Genomic DNA, 25,124 nt, shown 5'->3' with positions numbered 1-25,124 from the left:
ATGCACTAATGCATACGATACGCAAGCATAACATTAAGCTTGAACTATGTTCTTTGCATTATAATATGCCAGCAGTCAAAATATCGTGCTGGCCCCGGCTGCCGCGCACATAACCCTCAGACAGGACGAGGAAATGGAGTGGAGTTGGACCGAGGCCGACACTGATCGGCTGATCACCTGGCTCAAGGCCCACGCGTTGGTGGCGCAAGACAGCCGGCCGGAATTGAAGATCATCGGAGAGGGGCATTCCAACATCACCTCGCTGGTCGAGCTGGGCGATTCGCGGCTCATCATCCGTCACCAACCCGTGATTCGCGCCAATGCGCCGGATGTGCTGCGCGAGGCGCGCCATATCGCCAAGCTCAACGCCGCCGGGGTTCTGGCGCCGCGGATTCTGGCGATGGCCGCCGCGGGCGAGGCGCTGGAGGTGCCGCTCTATGTGATGGAACATGTGCCGGGCGTCGTCATTTCGGGCGACCTGCCAGAGCCCTTGCGGCAGGACCCCTGCGCCATGGCCCATGCGATGATCGACGCGCTGGCCGATCTGCACGGCGTCGATGCCGCCCGGATCACCGCACGCCCGCTGGACGACTCCGAAGCCAACCGCCAGCATTTCGCCATGATGCGCGGCCTGATCGCCGGGCTCGGCGGGCATGAAGGCGAGGCCCTGCGCGCCATGGCCAAGCGGCTGGACGAAAGGGTGCCGGACGCGGTCCGGCAATGCGTGGTCCACAGCGATTTCCGGCTGGGCAACCTGATGTGGGTGGCCGACCTGCCGCCCCGGCTGGCGACGGTGCTGGATTGGGAACTCAGCACCATCGGCGATCCGCGGCTGGACCTGGGCTATTTCATGATCGCCTATCCGGCGCCGGGGATCGCCCGCACGCCGTTGCAGGATCTAGGCCGGGCGCTCTACCAGGCAGAGTTTCCAGCGATCTCGGACCTGCTGGCCCGCTATGGCGAACGCACGGGCCGGGTTCTGGCCGATCTGGACTGGTTTGCCGCCTTCGTGGCCTGGAAGACCGCGGTTTTCTACGTCCTGTCACGCCAGCGCGGAGAGGACAGCTACTACGACGACCATGCGCATTGCCGCGCCTTCCTGGACGCAGCCGCCGATTACCTGGCCCGCCGGGACAAGTGACGAGAGAAGAATGGATATTGAAGTATTGCGCCGCTTCCGGTTCGACGAGACCCGGCAAAGCTACACCCGGAAGGATACCATCCTTTACGCCCTCGGCCTGGGCTTCGGCAGCGACCCGCTGAACGAGGACGAGCTTCGCTTCACCTATGAGAAAGACCTCCGCGCCGTTCCGTCGATGGTCAATATCCTGGCCCATCCGGGCCTGTGGGTGCAACGCCCCGAACTGGGCCTGGGCTGGCAAAAGCTGCTGCATGCCGAGCAGCGTTTCGACATCCTGCGCCCCCTGCCCCCCGAAGGCGAGGTGGATGCGAAATATCGGGTCACCGGCGTCGTCGACGACGGCGCGGCCAAGGGGGCGTGGCTCTATCTGCGCAAGGATCTGAGCGATGCCGAGGGCCGGCCGGTGGCACGCGTAAGCTCGACCTACATGTTGCGGGGCGATGGCGGCTGCGGGATGTTCGGCGCGCCCGAGCCCGAACTGGCCCCCCTGCCCGAGCGTGCCGCGGATCATGTCCTGCGCCACTCCACCCTTCCCCAGCAGGCACTGCTGTATCGGTTGAGCGGCGACATGAACCCGCTGCATGTCAGCCCCGGACTGGCCCGGAAGGCCGGTTTCGATCGTCCGATCCTGCACGGGCTTTGCACCATGGGCATCGCCTGCCGGGCTCTGATCTCGATGCTGTGCCCCGGCGCGCCCGAGCGGCTGCGGCATTTGTCCTTGCGCTTCTCGCGCCCCGTCTATCCCGGAGAGACCATCCAGACCGAGATCTTCGATCTTGGCGCCGGGGAAATCCGTTTCCGATCGCGGGTGATCGAGCGCGATGTGATCGTGCTGGATCGGGGCCGCGCCGAATTGTCGCCGGCGGTGTCGGGGGTTCTGAACGAGATGGAGATCTCGCGCTAGGAGAAATGCCGCCCTCAGCCCGAACGGCAGAGGACGGAGATGCAAAAATCAATGGGGAGAGCATGGATTTCGGTCTGAGCGAGGAACAGGCGGCGATCTTCGATCTGGCTCGGGATTTCGGGGCCGATCATATCGCGCCGCAGGCCCGCGCCTGGGAAGAGGCGGGCACCATCCCGCGCGCCTTGTGGGCGCAGGCGGCCGAACTGGGCCTGGGCGGGGTCTATGTCGGCGAGGAGCATGGCGGCACCGGGCTTTCGCGGCTGGACGCCACGCTGGTCTTCGAGGCGCTGGCCATGGCCTGCCCCTCGGTCGGCTCGTTCCTGTCGATCCACAACATGTGCGGCGGCATGATCGACAAGTTCGGCACCCCCGCGAACAAGGCGCGCTGGCTGCCCGGCCTGTGCAGCATGGAGACGGTGTTCTCCTATTGCCTGACCGAGCCCGGCGCCGGTTCCGACGCCGCCGCCCTGCGCACGCGCGCCGAGCGGGTCGAGGGCGGCTGGAAGCTGAACGGCACCAAGGCCTTCATCTCGGGCGGCAGCTATTCGGATTGCTACCTGGTCATGGCCCGCACCGGCCAGGACGGGCCGCGCGGCATCTCGACCATGGTGGTCGAGGCCGGCACGCCCGGCCTCAGCTTCGGCGCGCTCGAGCACAAGATGGGCTGGAAGGCGCAGCCGACCGCCCAGGTGCAGTTCGACGATTGCGTCATCCCCGAAGAGAACCTGATCGGCGAGGAGGGCCGCGGCTTTGCCTATGCCATGGCCGGCCTGGACGGCGGGCGGCTGAACATCTCGGCCGGCGCGCTGGGGGGCGCGCAGGCGGCGCTGGAGGCGACCCTGCGCTACATGGGCGAGCGCCGCGCCTTCGGCCAGACGCTCGACCAGTTCCAGGCGCTGCAGTTCCGCCTGGCCGAGATGGAGACGGCGCTGCAATCGGCGCGGATCTTCCTGCGCCAGGCCGCCTGGAAACTGGACCGCGGCGCGCCCGACGCGACCAAGTTCTGCGCCATGGCCAAGCTGCATGTCACCGACCGCGCCTTCGAGGTCGCCAACCAATGCCTGCAGCTGCATGGCGGCTATGGCTACCTGGCCGATTACGGCATCGAGAAGATCGTGCGCGACCTGCGCGTGCACCAGATCCTGGAAGGCACCAACGAGATCATGCGGCTGATCGTCGGCCGCGCCCTGCTGGCGGAGCGTGACTGATGGCCGAGATGCCCAAATCCGAGATGCCTGAATCCGAGATGCCCCAATCCGAGATGCCCCAATCCGAGATGCCCGAATCCGAGATGCCCGAATCCGAGATGATCGCCCGCAAGGACCGCCGCGCCGGCCGGCTGACCTTCAACCGCCCGCAGGCGCTGAACGCGCTGAGCCACGAGATGGCGCTGGCCATCGACGCCGCCTTGCGCGAATGGCAGCACGACCCCGAGGTGGCGCTGGTCGTCATCGACGCCGCGGGCGAGCGCGCCTTCTGCTCGGGCGGCGACATCGCCGCGGTCTATCGCGCGGGGCTCGAGGGCGACCACCGGGTCGGGCGCGCGTTCTTTCGCGACGAATACCGCATGAACGCGCGGATCGCCGAATATCCCAAGCCCGTGGTCGCGCTGATGCAGGGCTTCGTCATGGGCGGCGGCGTCGGCGTCGGCGGCCATGCCAGCCACCGCATCGTCGGCGACACCACCCAGATCGCCATGCCCGAGACCGGCATCGGCCTGATCCCGGACGTGGGCGGCAGCTGGCTTCTGGGCCATGCGCCCGGCCGCTGCGGCGAATACCTGGGCCTGACCGGGGCGCGCATCGGCGCCGGCGACGCGATCTTCACCGGCTTTGCCGACGCCTATATCCCCGAGGCGGAATGGCCGGCGCTGATCGACCGGCTGGCCGAGACCGGCGACGCGACGGCGATCGCGCCCCACCCCCGCCCCACGGCGCCGCTGGAGGGCCGCGACCTTTCGGCCTTCGGCGGTCCGAGCGTGGCCGAGATCGCGGCCGCGCTGGAGGCGGCGGGCGACGAGGCGGCGCTCAAGCCCCTGCGCCGCAACTCGCCCCTGTCGATGGCGGCGACGCTGGCGCTGGTGCGCGCGGCGCGCGGCGATGCCAGCCTGCGCGAGAGCCTGGCGCGCGAGCTGCGCTTTACCGCCCGCGCCACGGCGGAAAGCGACTTCCTGGAAGGCGTGCGGGCGCAGATCATCGACAAGGACCGCAACCCGCGATGGTCGGCCGATGCCGGCCCCGCGCATGTCGCGGCCATGCTGGCGCCGCTGGGCGAGGACGAAATCGAATGGGAGGACCGGACATGAAGATCGGATTCATCGGCCTGGGCAACATGGGCGGCCCGATGGCGGCCAACCTGGCCAAGGCGGGGCACGCGGTCGCAGGCTTCGACCTGGCCGCGCCGATGCCCGAGGGCGTCGCCAAGGCGGCGACGGCGGCCGAGGCGGCCGCGGGCGCCGAGGTGGTGATCACCATGCTGCCGAACGGCGCCATCCTGCGCGCGGTCGCGGCAGAGGCGATCCCGGCCATGGCCGCGGGCGCGGTGTTCTGCGACTGCTCGACGGTGGACGTGGACAGCGCCCGCGCGGCGGCGGCGCAGGCCGCGGCGGCGGGCCTGGGCGCGCTGGACGCGCCGGTCTCGGGCGGGGTCGGCGGCGCCACCGCCGGCACGCTGACCTTCATGGTCGGCGGCTCGGCCGATGCCTTCGCCAAGGTGAAGCCGCTTTTCGACGTCATGGGCCAGAAGGCCGTGCATTGCGGCGAGGCGGGCGCCGGCCAGGCTGCCAAGATCTGCAACAACATGATCCTGGGCGTGACCATGATCGCCACCTGCGAGGCCTTTGCCCTGGCCGACAAGCTGGGGCTGGACCGGCAAAAGATGTTCGACGTGGTCTCGACCTCCTCGGGCTACAGCTGGTCGATGAACGCCTATTGCCCGGCGCCGGGCGTCGGCCCGCAATCGCCCGCCGACAACGGCTACAAGCCGGGCTTCGCCGCGGAACTGATGCTCAAGGACCTGCGCCTGTCCCAGCAGGCCGCCGAGGCCGCCGATGCCGACACCCCCATGGGCCAGCTCGCCGCAGCCCTCTACGCCCGCTTCGTCGAGGACGAGGACGGAAAGGGCCAGGACTTCTCAGCAATGCTCCCGAGATTCGTGAAAAGGGGGAAAGCCCATGCCTGATCTGGTCGAGGTTTCCCGCGACGGAAACGTGGCGCTGATTCGCCTGAACCGGCCGAAGCAGCTGAACGCCCTGAACAGCGCGCTGGCGCGCGAATTGATCGCGGCGGCCGAGGCATTGGACCGTGATCGCGACATCGGCTGCCTGGTGCTTACCGGGTCCGAGCGCGCCTTTGCCGCCGGGGCCGACATCGCCGAGATGGCCGGCAAATCCGCGGCCGAGATGAGTGAGCTGGACTATTTCGGCGAATGGAGCCGCTTTGCCGATCTGCGCATCCCCAAGATCGCCGCCGTGAACGGCTATGCGCTTGGCGGCGGCTGCGAGCTGATGATGATGTGCGACTTCGCCATAGCCGGGGAAGGTGCGAAATTCGGCCAGCCTGAAATCAGGCTGGGCGTGATCGCGGGAATCGGCGGCACGCAGCGCATGACCCGGCTGATCGGACGGGCGCGAGCGATGGACATGCACCTGACCGGGCGCAACATGGATGCGGCAGAGGCGCTTTCCGCCGGGCTGGTGGCCCGAGTGGTGCCCGACGATCAGGTCTTGCCCCGTGCGATGGAGGCGGCGCGGCAGATCGCATCCTATTCACGTCCGGCCGCCCGGCTGGCGCGCGAGGCCGTGCACCGCGCCGAAGAGGGCCCCTTGGCCGAGGGGCTGCTTTACGAACGGCGCCTGTTTCACGCCCTGTTCGGAACCCCCGACCAGGTCGAGGGCATGGCGGCCTTTCTGGAAAAACGTCCGCCGGTGTTTCAACGGGGCTGACGGCGGGCCTGCGTGACAGCCAGACCGCGGCGGGGAACGCCCCGCCGCGCAATCCTGCGCGGACATCCGGCCGGCGGCCCGAGATCGCCCCAGGCTATCCTGTGCTATAGTTGCTTTTATGCAAGCATATCATTAGGTAGATATATAAATTGCTTGGTTACTATTTGCTTTGCATGTAACCTCCGCGACGTGCGCCGACACTTGGCGCAATACACTCTGGGAGGAGAAGACATGTTCGGGAATTACCGATCCTCCACCGCGATCGCGGTGGGAATGGCTGCTGCATGCCTGTCGATGGCGGGCAGCGCCCAAGCGGAAACGCTGACGCAGCTTGAGGCCCGCATTGCTGCACTGGAAGCGAAAGAGCAGGAGCCGGTGCAACTGACCAATCGCTTCGGCATGCAGCTGAGCTTCTATGGCAAGGTCAAGGTCGACGCCGTCATGGATAACAACTACGGGCTCGGCCCGTCGACCGGCGGGATGGCGCTTGTCACCGACAGCACCCCGGAAAGCAGCGATCAGCAAATCCACGGCTATCAGACCCTTTTCGGGTTCCGCGCCGAACAGGACACCGAATACGGAAAACTGCGCTTCAATATCGAAGGCGATTTCTTCGGCGGCGGCGGCGGCACCTTGCGGCTGCGCCATGCTTATGGGCAGATCGGCGGCTGGACCATCGGTCAGACCTGGTCGACATTCTCGGCCCTGGGCGAGACTCCGGCGGTCTGGGACTTCAACGGAACCGCGGGTCCGGCCAACTTCCGCGTGCCGCTGATCCGTTATTCGACCGATTTCGGCACCGGCACCCATTTCGACGCCTCGATCGAAGAGGATTACGTCAATTGGGGCAACCGTCCCGCCGTCACTTTCGCGGTAAGCCAGAAGTTCGACAAGGGCAGCATTCGCTTTGCCTATATCAATCGCGAGCTTCGCAGCGCCCAGGGCGACGTCGACGGCTGGGGCGCGAACATCGCCGCCACGCTCAAGCCCTGGGAAGGCGGGCTGATCCAGGCCGGCTATACGCGCGGCGAGGGGATTTCCTCGATCATGGGCTTCAGCAGCTATGCCGGGCAACAGGCCAGCCCGACGGGCGGCCGCACCTTCTATGACGTGGACGCGGCGGGGGACGCGGTCGAGATGGACGGCTATTTCCTTGCCGTCAGCCACAAGATCCAGCCCAATCTGTCGGTTCTCGCGGCCTATGGCTCGCAAAGCTACGACCCCTATGCCGGTGCGCTGGCAACCGATACGAAGAAGCTGGAATCGGTCCATGTCGGCGGGAAATACAACCTGCTGGAGAATCTCGCCCTTGGCGGAGAGGTAATCTGGAACAAGCGCACGCAGTTCGACAGCCAGACGGTGGACAACACCCGGCTGCACCTGAGTGCGACCTTTGAATTCTGAACCATGACCAAGGGGCGAGCCGAAGCCGGCTCGCCCAGACCATTGCAAGCGTGACCGTTCCGCCCCTGTGCGCAGGGCTTGGGAACTGGTCGAGATGCGGGGATGCGATCTGCTGATCCGGGTTCCGGGTGCCCGCGTTCACCCCGGCAAGAGCGGCGACGATATGCGGAATGGGCCCCTGCCTTTCCCGCTCTGACCGCTAAAACCAGGGGCTGTTCCGCGCATTCCGCCCGAAGGGCTGCTGCGGCGCAGGCCCTGCCGCCAATCCAGCACCCTGAACAGCGCCGCGACCCACGCGCATGACAGCAGGCGGTCGCCGTTGCGTTGGCGGGCGTTATGGGGTTCCGGCATTCAAGGCTGGTTTATATTGAAATTTATAGTATACATGCAAACAATATGAGCGCCGGGAACCCTTCCGGCTCCGGACATTGCGAGGAGTAAGATGACCGACATCCCTTACCTGCATCGACTGGCGCCCGATCTTGCGGCCCTGGTCCGCGCCGAGGACGACCTGCGCCACCGCCCTGCCCCAGGCGGCCAGATGCGCGATTCGCTGTTTTGGCAGGTAAGCCTGGCAGAGGAAAATATCTGCCTTCAGATCTACTTCTTCGCTACGGATGACGGCAATGCCGGCTGCAACATCTGCCTGTGGGGCGGGGGCATCGACCCGGCCGTGGTCGATTTCCACGCGGGCAGCATTCCCGAGGATTGCGATTTTTCCAGTATCAGCCTGGGTGGGCTGTCGGTGCGGCAGGACATCGGCACTCAGCGTTCGACGCTTTCCTATGCCGGCACGCGATTGAAGCTCGACTTCAGCTTTGCCGCATTGCACGCGGCCTTCAGCTACCATGCCAATGCGGACGGGCTGCCGGCCTGGATGGCGACGAATCGGATCGAGCAAAGCGGAATGCTGCAAGGCTGGCTCGAGATAGACGGCAGGCGCGTGTCCCTGGACGGCAGGATCGGACATCGCGACCACTCCTGGGGTTTGCGCGAATGGGCCATGCCGCAGCACTGGAAATGGCTTGCCGCCTATACGCCGGACGGGTCGATCACCATGAACGGCTGGATCTGGATCGCGGGCGGTGAACGCGGCGTGGCCGGCTATGTCGCCCGCGACGGCAAGGTCAGCCCCATCACCGCGATCCGCGACCACACGGAATATGACGCCGAGATGATGCAGCAATCGGCCGTCATGAATATCGACTATGGGGCCGAGCAACCGATGGAACTGCGGCTGAGCACGTTTTCGGCGATACGCTTCCCCAGTTCCAAGCGCAACCCGGTCACGATCACCGAAGCGGGCTGCGCCGCGACCCTGGACGGAATTGCCGGATCGGGACAGTTCGAGACCCACTGGCCTACCCCCTATCTGGATTACCTGCGCCAGCGCAAGCAGGCTGCCCAAGGCTGACGCCCCGATGGATTTCGCCTTGCATGAGGAACAGCATGCGGTGGCCGAGCTGATCCAAGATCTGGCCGCCTGCGTTGAAAGAGCAAGCGACGATGCGGAAGGGCTGGAGCATTTGCTGGAAGAGGCGGCCGCTCTTGGCCTGCTGCCTTTTCCCGGCAAGATCAATCTCCCTTGGCTCGACCTGATCTTGTTCATCGAGGCGGCTTCGGGCCAGAGTCCCAGGCTCGCGCGGCTGTTGGCCGGACATGAGTTCCTGAGCCAGCTGGGCGCGCAAGATGCCTGCCAGCCGCTGCAAACCCTGTTTCGCGCGGCGATTCTTCTTGGCCGTGCAGGCGCCGCATTGGCGACATGCTGTTCGGATGCTGCGGTGGCCCGCAGCAAGGCGGAACCACGGCTCAGGACCGAACTGGCGGAGCTGGAGCTTTTCGAAGCGCGGCTCCATTCCGCCCGCCTGCTCCTGCACGAGGCCGCCTGGTTCATCGGCGAAGGGGATCCGAACGGCGTTCTGCGTCTGTCCCGTGCGGAAATCAACCTGCGCATCACGCTGGGCGAAATCGTCGAGACCGCGGCAAAAAGGGGATGGGCCCACCCGTTTGTCGCCAAGCTTCACGAGCTTGTCGCGGATAAAAGCCCGTCCTGAGGCGGCCTGCGCCCGGCCCTGGACTATCCCCTGCCGCGCAATGCGGCGATCCTTTCCTGAATTTCAGTCGCGGAAACCTTGGAATTCACGGCCATCGCCGTAGTGCGTTCCAGCGTCAGGGCCTCTTCGAAGGTTGCCGCCGAACCGCGCTGCAGCAGCGCCTTATAGGCCTCGGCGCCGCCCTGGGGTGCCGACAGGCTTTGCCGCGCCAAGTCGATCGCCGCGGGCAAAAGCGCATCGGGCGGCACCAGATGATTGACGAGACCCCAATCGAGCGCCTCCTGATCGGACAGGAAGCGCGCGGTCAACGCCATCTCCATGGCGCGCGCCGGGCCGATGCGCCGTGCAAGCCGGACGCTCCCCCCCCAGCCCGGCAACAGGCCGACCCGGCTGTGCGTATCCGCAAAGCGCGATCCCCGTGCGGCGACCAACAGATCGCAGGCAAGCGCCAGTTCAAGCCCGCCGGTCACGCATAGCCCGTTGATTGCGCCGATCACCGGCCCGGAAAAGCCGCGCAGCGCAGCGACCGGGTCATGGACCCAGGCACCTGCCGCGGCCGCTCCGGCGCTGTCCCATTCAGAAACTTCCAGGCCGGCGGAAAAGGCCCGGCCGTTCCCGGTCAGGATCAGAACCCGGACTTCCGGGTCCGCTTCGAGCCGCGCCACTTCCGCGATGAGTGCCCTGCGCAGGGAAACGGACAGCGTGTTGAGCCGTTCAGGCCGGTTCAGGCGCAGAATAGCCCAACCTTCCGCGGAAATTTCCGTCAAAAGCTCCGAGGCGGACATGAGGACTCCCGATTATGCATTTAAACACATAATACACTTGCAAACCAATTATTCAAGGGCGGGGACCGCTCAGAGATCGTCGTCGATCAGCTCGTCTTCTCCCACATGGTTTCCGTGCAGTTCCTGCATGATATTGGCTTTCATCTTCGCCAGGACCTCTTCGGCCGTGCGAATGGATTCTTTCGGAATCTCGTTCAAGATCAGGGCATTGAGCTCCTGGCTGACGCTTTGCATCTGCCGCAGCGTCGCACGGCCGGCCTCGGTCACCACGACCCTTTTGGCGCGGCGGTCGTTGGGACAGGGCATGCGGCGCACGAACCCCCCCGCCTCCAGCCGGTCGATCAACCCGCCAACCGTGACCTTGCCGACATCCAGCACATTGGCAAGTTCAGTCTGCAACATGCCCTGTTCGCCCAAGGTCTTTTCCGACCTGCCAAGTTGCGCCAGCACCCACCATTGCGAGCGCGTCACCCCCAAGGGCTTCATCTTCTGGTCGAACAAGGTGCGCCGCAGACGTGAAACGTCATGCACAAAATAGCCGATCCGCAGATCGTTGTTGGCACGTCCGGTCTTGTCGACGGCGACCGCTTTCTTGACACTCATGGTAAACCTTTCCTTCATGCAATGCGCTGCTGCGTGCCTCCGACCCGGCATCCCGGACCGGCAGCTCCAAGAATGGATAATACTCAAGCATATGTTGCGCTACCAGATCCAATAGACATAGGGCTTACAGTATGATACGCATGCATAATGTTATCTGGCATCCCATGCTGCCGGAACGAGAGTTGGCACGCGCGCGCCCCGGCAGATCGCAACCTCATCAAGGATCTGAAAATGCTTTTCTCTGAAGAACAGGAAGCCATCCGCGACATGGCCATGCGGTTCGCGCGCGAGGTGCTGCAACCCGGCTATCTGGCTCGCGAAAAGCGAGGTGTGCTGGACCGCGATCTCATCCGTGAATTGGGCGATCTGGGCTTTCTGGGGGCCGACCTGCCCGAGGAACTCGGCGGGCTCGGCGCCGACTCGATCATGGTCGGACTGGTGGCAGAGGCCTTGGGCTATGGCGATTTCTCGATCAGCCAGGTGCCGGTCAACGTCTCGCTGAATGCAGCGATCCTGTTGCGCCACGCACCAAGACCCATCGTCGAGGAATGGGTGCCGCAGATGGTGCGCGGGGAAAAGATCATGTCGATCTGCCTGACCGAACCCCAGGGAGGTTCGGATGCCGCCAACATCCGGCTGCGCGCCCGCAAACGCGGTTCGGATTACGTACTGACAGGCGAGAAGACGTCGATTACCTTTGCCACCGAAGCCGACATCCATCTGGTCTTTGCCCGCACCGGCCCAGTCGACAGCGGCGCGCGCGGGATCTCGGCCTTCTTCATCCCCGAAGGCGTGGCGGGGATCGCCACGACCGGCTTCGACGATGTGGGATGCCGGCAGATCTCGCGCGGGTCGGTGTTCTTCGAGGATGTGGTGGTGCCGGCCGAATTCATGCTGGGCGACGAAGGCTGCGGTTTTTCCCAGGTCATGCAGGGGTTCGACTATTCCCGCGCCCTGATCGCGCTGGAGTGTTGCGGCGCGGCGCAGGCTTCGCTGGACGAAGCATGGGCCTATGCCCGCACGCGCGAGGCTTTCGGGCGGCCCATCGGCCAGTTCCAGAACGTCTCGGGGCCCCTGGCGGATCACGACACTCATGTCGCGGCGGCGCGGCAACTGGCCTGGCATACCCTGCAACTGCGCGAGGTGGGCAAGGACCATACCGCCGAAGCCGCCATGTGCAAATGGCTGGGCCCCAAGGTCGCCTTCGATGCCATCCACCAGGCACTTCTGACCGAGGGACACTATGGCTATGTCACCGACAGCGCGCATCAACAGCGGATGCGGGATGTGCTTGGCCTCCAGATCGGCGACGGCACGGCCGGCGTGATGAAGCAGATCATCGCGCGCAGCCGCATCGGCCGGGCCGCGATCCAATATTGACGCAAGGGCACAGGACGGATCGGACCATCACATCACTGGGCGGCAAAATATGCCTTTTTCGATAACTTTACATATGATATGCTATCTTACTACTGACGGGAGCCTGGAGGGGTAAGGTATATGCTGCCTAATCGCGCGGTCTACGATGATGAACACCAGCAGTTGCGGGACACCGTGCGCCGCTTCGTTGCGGCCGAGGTTGCGCCGAGCTTTGCCCATTGGGAAGAGACCGGCATCGTTGCGCGCAAATTCTGGTCCAAGGCCGGCGAAGCCGGCCTGCTCTGCCCTACCGTTCCCGAGGAATATGGCGGCATCGGCGCCGACTTCCGCATGAACATGGTCGTTTGCGAAGAGATGGCCTATTCCGGCTTTGCCGGGCCTGCCGCGGATATTTCGGTCCATTCGGACGTCTGTCTGGGTTATCTGATCAAGCACGGCACCCCGGAACAGAAGGCCCGCTGGCTGCCCGGCATGGTGGACGGCTCGGTGGTCTGCGCCATCGCCATGACCGAGCCCGGCACCGGATCGGACCTGCAAGGCGTCCGGACAACCGCGGTCCGCGACGGCGACGACTATGTGATAAACGGGCAAAAGACCTTCATCTCGAACGGCCAGCATTGCGACATCGTAATCGCCGTAACGCGCACCAATACTGAACGCGGCTCGGGCTCGATGAGCCTGATCGTGGTGGAAACCAATCGCCAGGGCTTTCGCCGCGGCCGCAACCTTGACAAGCTGGGACAGCTTTCGGCCGACACGTCCGAGATCTATTTCGATGACGTGCGCGTTCCAGCCGGGAACCTGCTGGGGGCCGAAGGCCGCGGCATGAACATCCTGATGTCGGAGCTGCCGCAGGAACGGCTGACCATCGGCGTGACCGCGCTGGCCGCCGCGCAACGGGCCTATGACATCACCCTGGCCTATGCGTTCGAACGCAAGGCGTTCGGCAAGCCGATCGGCGATTTCCAGGTCAACCGCCACAAGCTGGCCGATATGAAGACCGAACTGACCATCGGCTGGGCCTTTGCCGACCAATGCATCTCGCGGCATGTCAATGAGCAGCTGGGCGCGGCAGAGGCCTCGATGGCAAAGCTGTGGCTAACCGAAATGCAGGGCCGGATCGTGGACCAGTGTCTGCAACTGCATGGCGGCTATGGCTTCATGCGCGAATACGATATCTGCCGCATGTATGCCGATGCGCGCATCCACCGCATCTATGGCGGCACCTCCGAGATCATGCGCGAGCTGATCTCGCGTGCGCTGTGAAGCCCTGCCCCGCCGTAACGGCGGTGGAACCGGGGATTGACAGAGTGATAAATTAGAATACGGTAAGCAAGTGAATTAACTTTTCGCCACTTGTGATCAGGCGTGGAATGGATGACGCATGACGATCCGCTATCCCGACATCCTGGACTATGCCTTTCCGCAGGGGCGGCAGAGTTATGGCCCCAAGGACTGCATCCTCTACGCCCTCGGCACCGGCTTCGGCCGAGACCCGCTGGACCCGGACCTGCTGCGCTATGTCTATGAAAAAGACCTGCAGGTCTCGCCCAGCTTCGCCTCGGTCTTGGGAGAGAATACCGATTGGAGCAGCGATCCCCAGCTGGGCTTGACTACCAGCGGACTGCTGCATGGCGAGGAGCATCTGGTCTTGCACCACCCGCTTCCGGTCTCGGGCGAGATCCGCTGCCACACTCGTTTCAGCGAGGTCTTCGACCTGGGCGTGAACCGGGGTGCGCTGCTGGTGATGGATCGCCGGATCGAGACTGCCAAGGGACAGCTGCTGGCCGAACTGCGCCGCATCGAATTCGCGCGCGCGGATGGAGGCTTTGGCGGGCCTGCCCCCGGTCGGGGCCGGGTCGAGCTGGCGGCGCTGGCAGCCATGCCCGACCGCAAGCCCGACCGGCAGATCGTCCTGGACATCGACCCGGCAGCCCCGCTGATCTATCGGTTGTCGGGCGACCTGATCGCGATCCATGTCGACCCCGAGGCGGCAAGGCAGGCCGGATTCCACCGCCCGATCCTGCACGGCCTTTCGACCTTCGGCTTTTGCTGCCAGGCCGTGCTTTCGGCAGCGGGGTACGACCGCGCCCGACTTGCCCGCATCGGCGCCCGCTTCACCGCGCCTGTTTTCGGGGGCGACCGACTGGCCATCAACCTATGGGCTCTGGAGGGGCGGCAGATCCTGTTTGAAGCCAGCGTTCCCGGCCGCCAGACCACGGTGATCCGCGGCGGCTATGCAAACCTGAGGGAGGCTCGGTCTTGGACGTCGAAACCGCATTGAGAAACCGCCGCTCGGTCAGGGGATTCCTGCCCGACCTCGTGCCGCAGGATGTGATCGCACGCATCTTCCGCGCCGCACAGCTTTCGCCGTCGAACTGCAATGTCCAGCCTTGGACTTCGCATATCGTGCAGGGCGAAACCCTGAAGCGGATCGCCGAAGCGCAAGTCCAGGCCGCGCTGAACGACATTCCGCCCGAGCCGGATTTCTTCGCCAGGCACCAGTTCACCGGCGTTCATCGCGAGCGCCAGTTCGACGCCGCCGCCACGCTTTACGGCGCGATGGGCATCGAACGCCACGACCGCGATGGCCGAGACATGGCCTATCGCCGCAACCTGGCGTTCTTCGGCGCCCCCCATGCGGTGTTCCTGTTCTTCCCGGAAGGGTTGGGGGAGCGCGAGGCGGTCGATATCGGGATCTATGCGCAGTCTCTGATGCTTAAAATGACCGAAGAAGGGTTGGCCAGCTGCGCGCAAGGCGCGCTGGCGCTGTATTGCGACCTGGTGCGCGAGCATCTGGGCGTGGCCCCAAGCAACAAGCTGATTCTGGGCATTTCCTTCGGTTACGAGGATCCCTCGCACCCGGCGAATGCGGCACGGACCGGCCGGGCGGCGCTTGAGGAAAACGTAGTCCATCATTGGTGAGCCACCCATCGCGCCCGCCTGAAACCCAAACCCGTCAACCATACTGATGTTCCAGAGGAGAACGGAATGAAACTTGCAGTTGTCGCCATGTCGGCGGCCGCGCTTTCGGCAGCAGCCGGAGTTGCCGGGGCGCAGGAGACGGTCAAGATCGGCGCGCTGATGATCGACAGCGGCCCGCTGGCCGCCTTCTACCAGTATTCGGTGGCCGGGCTGGAAACGGCGGTGGTCGAAATCAACGAGGCGGGCGGCATCAACGGCCGCCCGGTCGAAATAATCTCGATGACCTATTCCGGCACGCCTGAGGCCGCCTTGCAGACCGCGACACGCCTGGTCAAGAACGACAAGGTCGCAGCCATCACCGGCATGATCCCCACCGCCGTGGCGCTGGCTATCTCGGGCCGCGCGACGGCGCTGGACACGATCATCATCGACCCGCTTTCGGCTGCGGGCACGCGCTGCAACCAGAACTACTTCCGAGTCAAGGCGTCCACCGAAATGCTGGGGGCAAGCTACAAGGCCTTCCTGAAGCAGAATCCGCTGGAATCCTGGGACATCATCGCGGGCGACACCACCTCGGGCCACGACAATGCCAATTCCTTCGCGAAGGACGTAGAGGAACTGGGGGGCAAGATCGGCAAGCAGCTTTTCACCCCCGTGCCCAACGCCGACTTCGGCACCTACATCACGCAACTCAACCAGCAACCGGCCAAGGGGCTTCTGGCGGTCGTCTACGGCACGGACGGCGTGACCTTCGCGAAACAGCAGCAGCAATTCGGCCTTCTGGACAAATACGAGATGGTGCTGGGCAACAACTTCGCCATTCCGGCTGTGCTGCCTGCCATGGGCGAATCCGCCGTCGGCGTCATCCAGAACGTCAGCTATATCCCGCAGGTCGAGGGCGACGGGCCGCGCAAGTTCTCGGACGCATTCTCGAAAATCGCCGGACATGAGCCGGACGATGTCGCCTTCGACATGTATACCTCGGTCATTGCCCTTGCACAGGCCATGAACAAGGCCAGCACCGAAGACGCATCGGCCGTATCCAAGGCGCTGGAGGGGCTGGTGATCGACAGTCCCGTAGGCCCGCTGGAGATGCGGGCGGAGGATCACCAGTTGACCCGCCCCTATATCTTTGCCGAGGTGGTGCCCGGCGCCTCCGACAGCGGCAAGACGGTCGACTACAAGATCAGCACGATCATCCCCGCCGAGGACTACATGCCGCCGCCCTCGCCGGAATGCAAAATGTGAACCCGACAGCCCCGCCTCGTGCGGGGCTTCTTGGTTGGGCCGGGTTATTTCCTCGGGCTCCCAAACCGGAGGGCTCCGGCGCAGCCGATCCCGGCGATTCCCCGCGCAGCAGCAGCGCAAGACAAGGCCCTGCGCCTTTTGCGAGGTCAGCCGCCGCGCCGGTCAGGGAAATATCTTGACGAACAAGATATGCTTCATAACAATATGCTTGATATGCTCCTTCGCACGAGAGCGGAGGGCGAAAGGAGTTCGGGTATTCCCGCGCCAGGATGCAATCGCGCGCCGGGAATCGAAAGGCAGGGGAAAGAATGCGTTTTCTTCAAAGGGGCGTGGCCATGGCCGCGGCCGTGCTGATCTTTGCGCTGATGATACTGACGCTGTTCGACGTGGTCGGACGCAACATTCTGAATCATCCGGTCCGCGGCGCGACCGAACTGACCGAGATCGGCCTGGTCCTGCTGAGCTTCCTGCTGTTTCCGATCGTCGCCGTGCAACAGCGCCATATCGTGGCCGACGTCGCCGACGTCTTCCAGAGCCGGATCCTCGACGCGCTCCAGCTGCTCTTGACGGCGGGGCTGGGCAGCTGGTTCTTTGCGCTGATCGCCTGGCGGATGTGGCTGATGGCCGAACGCTCGGCGCGCTATCATGACGTGACTGCCAGCCTGGGGATCGGAATCGCACCGATCCTTTATATCGTGGCGGTTCTGGCAGGGTTTGGTGCGCTGTGCTTCCTGCTGCCGCTGCGTGGCCTGCCCAAGGTGCTTCGGGCGCGGCCCAAGACGCACGACCCTCAGAACAGCATTCTCTGAAAAACTCGAAGGCGGAGACCTGCCATGTTGCTTGCCGGTATCGGATTCATCGCCTCGCTTCTACTGATCTTTTTGCGGGTGCCCATCGCCATCGCCCTGGGCGTCACCGGCTATGTCGGCTTCGGCTATATCGTCGGCTGGAACCAGGCCGGTGCCATGCTGGCGCTGATGGCGCGCGAAAGCACCATGTCCTACGGTCTGGTGGTCATTCCGCTGTTCATCCTGATGGGGAACTTCGTGGCGGGGGCCGGGATTTCCGGCGACCTGTATCGCGCAGCGCAGGCTTGGTTCGGACACCGGCGGGGCGGGTTGGCGACGGCCACAGTAATGTCCTGCGGCGGCTTCGCCGCCGTCTGCGGCTCCAGCGTGGCAACGGTCGTGACCATCGGCAAGGTCGCGCTGCCGTCGATGCGGAAATACCATTATGCCGACCGGCTGAGTACGGCCTCGGTCGCGGCTGGCGCGACTTTGGGGATCATCATCCCGCCCTCGATCATGCTGGTGATCTACGGCATCCTGACCGAGACCCATATCGGGATGCTTTACGTGGCAGGCTTCATCCCCGGCATGCTGGGGATACTAGGCTATGTGCTGGCGGTGCGCTGGACGGTGTGGCAACGACCCGAAAGCGCGCCGGTGGCCGAACGCGCAGAACGAAGCGAAAGGATCGATTCCCTCAAGCGGATCTGGTCGATCTGCGCATTGTTCGTGCTGGTGATCGGCGGAATCTACGGCGGGTTCTTCACCGCGGCCGAAGCATCGGGGATCGGCGCCTTCGGTGCCTTCCTGCTGGCCTGGTCGATGGGGCGGCTGACGTGGAGGACGCTCTACGACATCCTGCTCGATTCGGCGCTGACCTCGGTCATGCTGATCGCCATGCTGGTCGGGGCCTCGGTCTTCACCGAGTTCCTTAACTATACCGGCGCGCATGACGGGCTGCTGGCGTTTGTCAACAACTCCGGCCTGCCACCGGTCGGCGTGGTGCTGCTGATCTGCGCGATCTACATCGTGCTGGGCGCGTTGATGGAAGAGTTGTCGATGATCCTTCTGACCGTGCCGCTGTTCTTTCCGATCGTCATCGGACTGGGCTATGATCCGGTCTGGTTCGGCGTGCTGGTGGTGGTGCTGTGCGAACTGGGGATGATCGCCCCGCCGGTGGGGGTCAACCTGTTCGTGGTCCGCTCGATCGCGCGCGAGGTGCCGCTGACCACGATCGTCAAGGGCATCATTCCCTTTGCCATGGCCAACATCATGCGCATCTTCATCCTGGCCGTATTTCCGGCAATCAGCCTCTTCCTGCCCCGGCTGCTGTTCTGACAGGGGCCGCACGATTGCGGCCGGGCCACAAGCTGTTTCCCACCGGACAATGACAAAAAACCTCCGCCCCTACTTTCGGGTGGGGCGCGAGGGGTCCGACCTGCGCTTTCTATCATCTGTCACGCGACGCAAACGGAAGGGGGCAGAGCAGTGGTCGAGGATTGCTTCGCTGCAAGCGCAATGGGCAGGGTGCCGGACATCACGCATTGGTTCGAACGGCGCTGCCGGGATGCGCATCCATGCACGGCCATTACTCATGACGGCCGCAGCCTCAGCTATGGCGACCTGAAGGTCCGGGTCGACGGCCTGGCCGGACATTGGTCGCAGGCCGGTGTCGGCAAGGGCGACCGCGTGGGGGTGCTGGCCTTCAACTGTCCCGAGGTGCTGATCGCCCTGCTGGCCGCCGCGCGGATCGGCGCCATCTTCGTGCCGGTCAATTTCCGCCTCTCCGCGCCGGAACTGGCCTATGTCATCAATGACGCGGGGCTTTCCCAGCTTCTGGTCGGGCCGGAGTTCGAGGATCTTATCGAAACCCTGCGGCCATCGCTTTGTCCCGGCGGCTATATCGCGCTGGCGCCGCAGGACCGTCCGGAGAGCGGGCGCGGCGGCTGGACGGCGTTCGCCGCGGCGACCCTTGCCCCGCCCTGCCCCGCCTGCCCGGTTTCACCCGACGATCCGGTGACGATCCTTTACACCTCGGGCACGACCGGAAAGCCGAAAGGCGCGATCATCACCCATGGCAATATCTGGACCAACAACCTGAACTGGATCCTGGCCTACGGCTGCGGGCTGGACGAGGTCATGCTGACAACGGCACCGATGTTTCATGCGGGCGGCCTTTTCGCCGAGGTGCTGACCGTGCTGATGATGGGCGGGCATCTTGTCATCCAGTCCCAGTTCGAGCCCGGCGCCTTTCTGGCTGCCATCGAGGCCCATCGCGTCACCATTACCTTTGGCGTGCCCACCATGCTGCTGGCGCTGACCCGGCATCCTGATTTCGCCAGCGTCGACCTGTCGTCGCTGCGGCTCTGTATCGTCGGCGGTGCGCCGGCGCCCGTGCCGCTGCTGCGCATCTGCGCCGACCGCAATATTCCCGTGACCCACACCTATGGCATGACCGAAGCGACTTCGGTGCATTCCTATCTGCGGCCCGCGCTGGCCTTCGACAGGATCGGCTCGACGGGCCAGCCGGTACTGACGGGCGAGACCATGCTGGTGGACGCCGCAGGCGCCACCGTCACCGCACCGGGCCAGAAGGCCGAGATCGCCATCCGCGGCGCCAACGTCTTTGCCGGATACTGGCAGCGCCCCGAGGCGACGGCGGCGGCCTTCCTGCCCGGCGGCTGGTTCCGGACCGGCGATGTCGGTTATCTCGAGGACGGCTTTCTGTATGTCTGCGACCGCGTCAAGGACATGATCGTTTCCGGCGGCGAGAACGTCTATCCCGCCGAGGTCGAAAGCGTCCTGGCTGGTCATCCCGCCATCGCCAATGCCGCTGTCGTCGGCGCGCCGGACCCGGTCTGGGGCGAAAGCGTCGTCGCGGCGGTCGTGCTGCGCGACGGCGCCAGCCTGGAACTGGACGAATTGCACGCCTACTGCCGCGGAATGCTGGCAGGCTACAAGCTGCCCAAGCACCTGCACCTTCTGGAAGAGATGCCGCTGAACGGCTCGGGCAAGATCCAGAAGCAGACCCTGCGCGAGCAGGTCCGATACACCTTCACCGGAGAGAACGAATGACGACGGAAGCCACCCGGATCGAATATAGCGATGGAATCGCCGAGATCGTCCTTGCCCGCCCCGAAAAGGGCAACCCCTTCGACGCAATATTCAACGCCGAGCTTTGCGACCATGCCAGCCGCCTGACCAGCGACCAAACGGTGCGCGCCATCCTGATCCGGGCCGAGGGTAAGTATTTCAGCGTCGGCGCGGATTTCAAATGGCTGGGCCGTGACCGCGAGGCGCTGCCACGCCTGCTGAAAGAGGCGACCGCCACCCTGCATTCCGCTATTGTCCGACTGACGCGCGGCGACGCGCCAGTGATCGTCGCGGTGCATGGCCTTTGCGTCGGCGGGGCGACCGCGCTGACCGCCTCGGCCGATTTCGCGCTGGCGGCCGAAAGCGCCAGTTTCTATGCCGCCTATAACCGCATCGGCTTCGTCGCCGACGGCGCGGGCACGCATTTCATCCCCCGCCGCGTCGGCAGCCGGCGCGCAACCGAGTTCTTTTTGCTGAACGAAACCTGGGACGCCCCTCGCGCCGCCCAGAACGGCCTGGTCAACCGTATCGTTCCCGATGCCGCCCTGCTGGACGAGGCGCGTGCGCTGGCCCGGCAGCTAGCCGAGGGCCCGACCCGGACCTATGGCGAGATGAAGCGCCTGATGGCGACCTATATGGACCGCCCGATCGAGACACAGCTCGAGGAAGAGGCGCAGGCCATCGCCCGATGCGCGCGGACGGACGACTGCTGGAACGCCCTGCAGTCGCTGATCGAGCGCAAGCCGATCACCTATCAGGGCCGTTGAACACTCGGAGCCCAAGACGTGGCGCGGTCCTTTGGGGCCGAAGCAAAATTCCTGCAAGGACGAACCGAATGACCGCGACCGAACTGTCCGATCTTTATGACCAGATCCGGGATACCGCCCGCCGCTTCTCGCGCGAGAGGCTGCTGCCTTTCTACATGCAGCGGGAAAGGACCGAAAAGACCGTCGACCGCGCCCTTCTGCGCGAGATGGGCGCGCTGGGGCTGATCGCCCCGGAACTGCCCGAGCAATTCGGCGGGCTCGGGATAGGCTCGGAAGCCTCGGGCATCATCGTCGAGGAAACGGGCTATGGCGATTTCAACATCGGCTACCTGCCGATCATGGGCTCGCTGATGGGCAAGATCATCGCGGATCATGCCCCGGCGCATGTGGCAGCGGACTGGGTAACCCGCATCGTCGCCGGCGAGGCCATCGTGGCGGTCGCACTGACCGAACCGGGCGGCGGCTCGGACGCGGCCAGCCTGACGATGCGGGCGGACAAGGTGGATGGCGGCTGGCGGCTGAACGGCGAAAAGACCTCGTGCTCGACCGGCGATCAGGCCGACGGGATCCTGATCTTTGCCCGGACCGGCACGCGCGAGGAACGCGCCCATGGTGTCAGCGCCTTTCTGCTGGACACCAGCGCCAAGGGCCTGTCCCGGACCCGTTTCGACGATCTGGGCAGCCATATCCTCGGGCGCGGATCGCTCTATCTCGATGACGTGTTCATCCCCGACGACCACCTGATCGGAGAGCCGGGCAAGGGCTTCACCAAGATCATGCAGGGCTTCGATTATTCCCGCGCGCTGCTGGGGCTGGTCAGCATCGGCGCCGCCAGGGCCTCGCTGGACGAGACGTGGCGATACATCCAGGAGCGCCGCGCCTTCGGCGAGCCACTGGCGGCCTTTCAGGGCGTGACCTTCCCGCTGGCGGAATACGAGGGCCAGATCGAGGCGATCCGCCAGCTGTGCATCCAGACCCTACGCCTGCGCGACGCGGGCCTGTCCCATACCGCCGAGGCCGCGATGTGCAAGTGGATGGGGCCGAAATTCGCCACCGATGCGATCCAGCAATGCCTGCTGACGCATGGGCATTACGGCTGGTCCAAGGATCTGCCCCATCAGCAGCGCATGCGCGACGTGCTGGGCATCCAGATCGGCGACGGCACCGCCCAGATCATGAAGATGATCATCGCGCGCCAGCGCCTGAAGGAAACTGCCTGATATTTCCGAAAACCCGTCCCCTCGCCGCGTCCTGGGCGCGCCGGGACACAGACCGAACCCGTGGGAGGAAAGCAATGTCAATCAAGCGGCAACTCGTCGCAGCGGCCTTTGCGGCGATGGGCCTGGCCCTTGCGCCAGCCGCCAGCCATGCCAAGGAAAAGATCACTATCGGCGCGGTCCTGATCGACGCCGGCCCCATGGCCGCCTATTACGAGCGCAGCAACAACGCCCTGAAACTGGCTGTCGATCAGATCAACGGCACGGGTGGAATCGACGGGCAACCGCTGGAGCTGAAGATCGCAACCCATGCGGGCACGCCCGAAGCGGCGGTTTCGGCCGCCCTCCGCCTGCGCCAGCATGACGGCGCCCGCATCATCACCGGCATGACCGGCTCGGCGCTGGCCATTGCGCTGGCGGCACGCGCCAGGGCGGCGGATTTCGTGCTGTTCGATCCGTTCTCGCAGACGGATGTCCTGAACGGCAAGAATTGCCACCGCAATTACTTCCGCGTCTCGACACCCGATGCGCTGATCAACAACGGAATGGAGGCGGTGGTCGCCGCCTCTCCCGCGTCGCATTTCGACATCATCGCCTCGGACCATCCGGCCGGTCACGATTCCGCGGCCAGCTTCGCCGCGCTGCTGGAGCGCCACGGGAAAACCTCGAACCCGCCGATCTTCGTCCCGGCGGGGACGCCCGACATGGGCAGCTTCATCATCCCGATGAAATCCTCGAACGCCGACGGCGCGCTGGTTGCTATCTTTGGCACCGATGCGATCAATTTTGCCGTGCAGCAGCAGGGCTTCGGCCTGTTCGGCAAATACCGGCAGGTGGTCGGCAACGGCTTCGCCACCCCGGCGACGCTGCCCTCGCAGGGGCAGGGCGTCGCGGGCGTGATCCAGCTGCTGGGCTGGACCCCCGACATCGACACGCCCGAGAACAAGGCGTTCGTCCAGGCCTATCGCTACGCCTTCGGCAGCGATCCCGACTATGTCGCCGCCGACCAGTATAACGCCATCCAGCTGATCGCTGCGGGTTTGCGCGCCGCCGGAACCGACGAGGCCGGCCCCCTGGTGTCGGCGCTCGAAGGGCAGCTGGTTGCGACCACATTCGGCCCGACCGAGGTCCGCGCCCAGGATCACCAGCTTGTCCGCCCCCTCACCGTCAACGAGGTGGTCAGGAATGGCGATGGTTCTATGGGCTACCGGCTGGAGCGGGTGCTGGCGGCGGGCGACGCGATGCCTGCGCCTAGCCCCGAGTGCACCCTCAAGTAATCCGATCGCGGAAAGGAGCGGAAAGATGCAGGTTACCCAGATCCTCATGCATGCCGCGCTGGAGCAGCCGCAGCGCACCGCGACCATCTTTCGCGACCGGCAACGCAGCTGGTCCGAGGTCGCGGCGCGCGTCTCCCGGCTGGCCGCCGCGCTGCATCGCCTTGGGGTCCGCCCCGGCGAATGCGTGGCTGCCTTGGGGATGAACTCGGATCGATATTTCGAGCTGTTTTTCGCCATCCCCTGGAGCGGGGCGGTCTTCACCCCCCTGAACATCCGCTGGTCGCCCCGCGAGAACGGCTTTGCGCTGGCGGATTCCGGGGCCAGGATCCTTTTCGTCGATGACGATTTCCTGGACCATGCCGCCCAGATCGACGACATCGGGACCATGCAGCTGATCCACATCGGCGAGAAGAAGACCCCGCCGGGCATGCTTTCGGCCGAGGCGTTGATCGCTGGACACGCGCCGATGCCGGATGCCGACCGACGGGGCGATGATCCCTATATCGTGCTCTACACCTCAGGGACGACCTCGCAGTCCAAGGGCGCGGTGCTGTCGCATCGCAACGTGATGGCGGTCTCAGTCGCGTTTCTGGCCACCCTGCCCAGGCGCAAGGATCTGACGCATCTGCATGCCGGCGGCATGTTCCACCTGTCGGGGGCGGGTCCGGCCTGGTATGTCACCCTGTCGGGCGGCACCCATGTCATCCTGCCGAAATTCGAGCCCGAGCCGGTCATGCAAGCGATCACCACCCATCGGGCGACGAATATCGTGCTGGTGCCGACAATGATCAACATGCTGATGCTGCATCCCCGTCTGGGCGATTACGACCTGTCCAGCATCCACACCTGCATCTATGGCGGCTCGCCCATGCCCGAGGCGGTGCTGCAGGGTGCGCTGAAGGCCCTGCCCGGCTGGGGCTTTCACCAGATCTATGGCATGACTGAAACCGCAGGCTATGCCGTCGCCTTTTCCTGGCAAGATCATCAGCAGGCGCTGGCGCTGGCGCCGCATCGCCTCAAGGCGGCCGGGCGCACCGTGCCGGGGATGCGCATCCGTATCGCCCGCCCCGACGGCTTGGAGGCCGCGCCGGGTGAAACCGGCGAAATCCTGATCCGGGGCGACAATGTGATGACGCATTACCACAACAACCCCGAGGCCAGCGGCGCCACGCTGAAGGACGGCTGGATGCATTCCGGCGACGCGGGATTTTTCGATGCCGACGGCTATCTCTATGTCGCCGACCGTATCAAAGACATGATCGTGAGCGGGGGCGAAAACGTCTATTCCGTCGATGTCGAGCGGGCGATCTATGCCCATCCCGCCGTCAAGGAAGCAGCGGTCATCGGCATTCCCAGCGAACGGTGGGGCGAATCCGTCCATGCCGTCGTGGTGCTGAAAGACGGGCAATCGCTGGGCGAGGCCGAACTGATCGCCCATTGCAAGGAACTGATCGGCGGCTATAAATGCCCCCGCAGCGTCGAGTTCCTTCATGCTGGGCTGCCTGTTACGCCTGTGGGCAAGATCCGCAAGAACGTGCTGCGTGATCCCTATTGGCAGGGTCGCGACCGCAAGATCGACTGACTGCCCCTCGCAA

The 25,124-nt window shown here is 64.9% G+C and carries 23 protein-coding genes; 21 read left to right on the top strand and 2 right to left on the bottom strand.

The window, feature by feature from the left end; translation table 11 throughout:
* The first annotated feature begins 133 nt into the window (after positions 1–133).
* The 9 genes from KF941_RS26590 (at position 134) to KF941_RS26550 (ending at position 9,446) form a co-directional block, all read left to right on the top strand.
* Positions 134–1,141 carry a phosphotransferase family protein gene (locus KF941_RS26590; RefSeq protein WP_214275077.1) on the top strand — a complete coding sequence of 336 codons (1,008 nt, stop codon included), beginning with the start codon at positions 134–136 and terminating at the stop codon, positions 1,139–1,141.
* Between the two features lie 10 nt (positions 1,142–1,151).
* On the top strand, positions 1,152–2,045 hold the full coding sequence (locus KF941_RS26585) for a MaoC family dehydratase (RefSeq protein WP_240540637.1): 894 nt from the start codon (positions 1,152–1,154) through the stop codon (positions 2,043–2,045).
* Positions 2,046–2,107: 62 nt separating this feature from the next.
* A complete protein-coding gene (locus tag KF941_RS26580) occupies positions 2,108–3,253 on the top strand; it encodes an acyl-CoA dehydrogenase family protein (protein ID WP_036761056.1) in 1,146 nt (381 codons plus the stop codon).
* An 83-nt stretch (positions 3,254–3,336) separates the two neighbouring features.
* Positions 3,337–4,350 (top strand): enoyl-CoA hydratase/isomerase family protein, encoded by a 1,014-nt coding sequence (locus KF941_RS26575; protein WP_214275251.1) that lies wholly within the window; start codon positions 3,337–3,339, stop codon positions 4,348–4,350.
* A complete protein-coding gene (gene mmsB / locus KF941_RS26570; RefSeq protein WP_214275076.1) occupies positions 4,347–5,225 on the top strand; it encodes a 3-hydroxyisobutyrate dehydrogenase in 879 nt (292 codons plus the stop codon). The genes KF941_RS26575 and mmsB overlap by 4 nt, the downstream gene beginning before the upstream one ends.
* Positions 5,218–5,988: an enoyl-CoA hydratase-related protein gene (locus tag KF941_RS26565; protein WP_214275075.1), complete on the top strand. Its 771-nt coding sequence runs from the start codon at positions 5,218–5,220 to the stop codon at positions 5,986–5,988. The genes mmsB and KF941_RS26565 overlap by 8 nt, the downstream gene beginning before the upstream one ends.
* 231 nt (positions 5,989–6,219) lie before the next feature.
* Positions 6,220–7,392 carry a DcaP family trimeric outer membrane transporter gene (locus KF941_RS26560; RefSeq protein ID WP_214275074.1) on the top strand — a complete coding sequence of 391 codons (1,173 nt, stop codon included), beginning with the start codon at positions 6,220–6,222 and terminating at the stop codon, positions 7,390–7,392.
* Between the two features lie 442 nt (positions 7,393–7,834).
* Entirely contained in the window at positions 7,835–8,806 is a 972-nt protein-coding gene (locus KF941_RS26555) for a hypothetical protein (protein WP_214275073.1), read from the top strand.
* Positions 8,807–8,813: 7 nt separating this feature from the next.
* The gene (locus KF941_RS26550; RefSeq protein WP_214275072.1) at positions 8,814–9,446 is read left to right on the top strand and encodes a hypothetical protein; all 633 of its coding nucleotides are present in this window, start codon (positions 8,814–8,816) and stop codon (positions 9,444–9,446) included.
* A gap of 23 nt (positions 9,447–9,469) precedes the next feature.
* Here KF941_RS26550 and KF941_RS26545 read toward each other — a convergent pair whose 3' ends face one another.
* Both KF941_RS26545 and KF941_RS26540 read right to left on the bottom strand, forming a co-directional pair.
* Positions 9,470–10,231 (bottom strand): enoyl-CoA hydratase-related protein, encoded by a 762-nt coding sequence (locus KF941_RS26545; protein WP_214275071.1) that lies wholly within the window; start codon positions 10,229–10,231, stop codon positions 9,470–9,472.
* A gap of 69 nt (positions 10,232–10,300) precedes the next feature.
* A complete protein-coding gene (locus KF941_RS26540; protein ID WP_214275070.1) occupies positions 10,301–10,834 on the bottom strand; it encodes a MarR family transcriptional regulator in 534 nt (177 codons plus the stop codon).
* 231 nt (positions 10,835–11,065) lie between these two features.
* On the opposite strand from KF941_RS26540, the gene KF941_RS26535 reads away from it, so the two are divergent.
* The 12 genes from KF941_RS26535 to KF941_RS26480 all read left to right on the top strand — a co-directional run bounded on the left by KF941_RS26535 (position 11,066) and on the right by KF941_RS26480 (position 25,111).
* Complete coding sequence (locus KF941_RS26535) at positions 11,066–12,214, top strand: acyl-CoA dehydrogenase family protein (protein WP_214275069.1); 1,149 nt, start codon at positions 11,066–11,068, stop codon at positions 12,212–12,214.
* Between the two features lie 120 nt (positions 12,215–12,334).
* Positions 12,335–13,480, top strand: a complete 1,146-nt coding sequence (locus KF941_RS26530; RefSeq protein WP_214275068.1) for an acyl-CoA dehydrogenase family protein — start codon at positions 12,335–12,337, stop codon at positions 13,478–13,480.
* A 118-nt stretch (positions 13,481–13,598) separates the two neighbouring features.
* Positions 13,599–14,498 (top strand): MaoC/PaaZ C-terminal domain-containing protein, encoded by a 900-nt coding sequence (locus tag KF941_RS26525; protein WP_214275067.1) that lies wholly within the window; start codon positions 13,599–13,601, stop codon positions 14,496–14,498.
* On the top strand, positions 14,477–15,139 hold the full coding sequence (locus tag KF941_RS26520) for a nitroreductase (RefSeq protein WP_214275066.1): 663 nt from the start codon (positions 14,477–14,479) through the stop codon (positions 15,137–15,139). Before KF941_RS26525 ends, KF941_RS26520 begins: the two co-directional genes overlap by 22 nt.
* A 66-nt stretch (positions 15,140–15,205) precedes the next feature.
* On the top strand, positions 15,206–16,387 hold the full coding sequence (locus KF941_RS26515) for an ABC transporter substrate-binding protein (protein ID WP_214275065.1): 1,182 nt from the start codon (positions 15,206–15,208) through the stop codon (positions 16,385–16,387).
* Between the two features lie 308 nt (positions 16,388–16,695).
* A complete protein-coding gene (locus KF941_RS26510; protein ID WP_214275064.1) occupies positions 16,696–17,196 on the top strand; it encodes a TRAP transporter small permease subunit in 501 nt (166 codons plus the stop codon).
* A gap of 24 nt (positions 17,197–17,220) precedes the next feature.
* Positions 17,221–18,513, top strand: coding sequence for a TRAP transporter large permease (locus tag KF941_RS26505; RefSeq protein ID WP_214275063.1), 1,293 nt, complete (start codon positions 17,221–17,223; stop codon positions 18,511–18,513).
* A 180-nt stretch (positions 18,514–18,693) separates the two neighbouring features.
* Positions 18,694–20,250: a long-chain fatty acid--CoA ligase gene (locus tag KF941_RS26500; RefSeq protein WP_214275062.1), complete on the top strand. Its 1,557-nt coding sequence runs from the start codon at positions 18,694–18,696 to the stop codon at positions 20,248–20,250.
* On the top strand, positions 20,247–21,035 hold the full coding sequence (locus KF941_RS26495) for an enoyl-CoA hydratase/isomerase family protein (RefSeq protein WP_214275061.1): 789 nt from the start codon (positions 20,247–20,249) through the stop codon (positions 21,033–21,035). Before KF941_RS26500 ends, KF941_RS26495 begins: the two co-directional genes overlap by 4 nt.
* Before the next feature lie 68 nt (positions 21,036–21,103).
* Positions 21,104–22,255 carry an acyl-CoA dehydrogenase family protein gene (locus KF941_RS26490; RefSeq protein ID WP_214275060.1) on the top strand — a complete coding sequence of 384 codons (1,152 nt, stop codon included), beginning with the start codon at positions 21,104–21,106 and terminating at the stop codon, positions 22,253–22,255.
* Between the two features lie 74 nt (positions 22,256–22,329).
* Positions 22,330–23,529, top strand: a complete 1,200-nt coding sequence (locus KF941_RS26485; protein WP_214275059.1) for an ABC transporter substrate-binding protein — start codon at positions 22,330–22,332, stop codon at positions 23,527–23,529.
* A gap of 25 nt (positions 23,530–23,554) precedes the next feature.
* Positions 23,555–25,111 (top strand): long-chain fatty acid--CoA ligase, encoded by a 1,557-nt coding sequence (locus KF941_RS26480; RefSeq protein WP_214275058.1) that lies wholly within the window; start codon positions 23,555–23,557, stop codon positions 25,109–25,111.
* The last annotated feature ends 13 nt before the right edge of the window (positions 25,112–25,124 follow it).

The organism is Paracoccus sp. pheM1 (assembly GCF_018499825.1).
Lineage (GTDB): Bacteria > Pseudomonadota > Alphaproteobacteria > Rhodobacterales > Rhodobacteraceae > Paracoccus > Paracoccus versutus.
The sequence above is the reverse complement of the archived record's forward strand: the minus strand, read 5'-3'. Positions and strand labels throughout refer to the sequence as shown.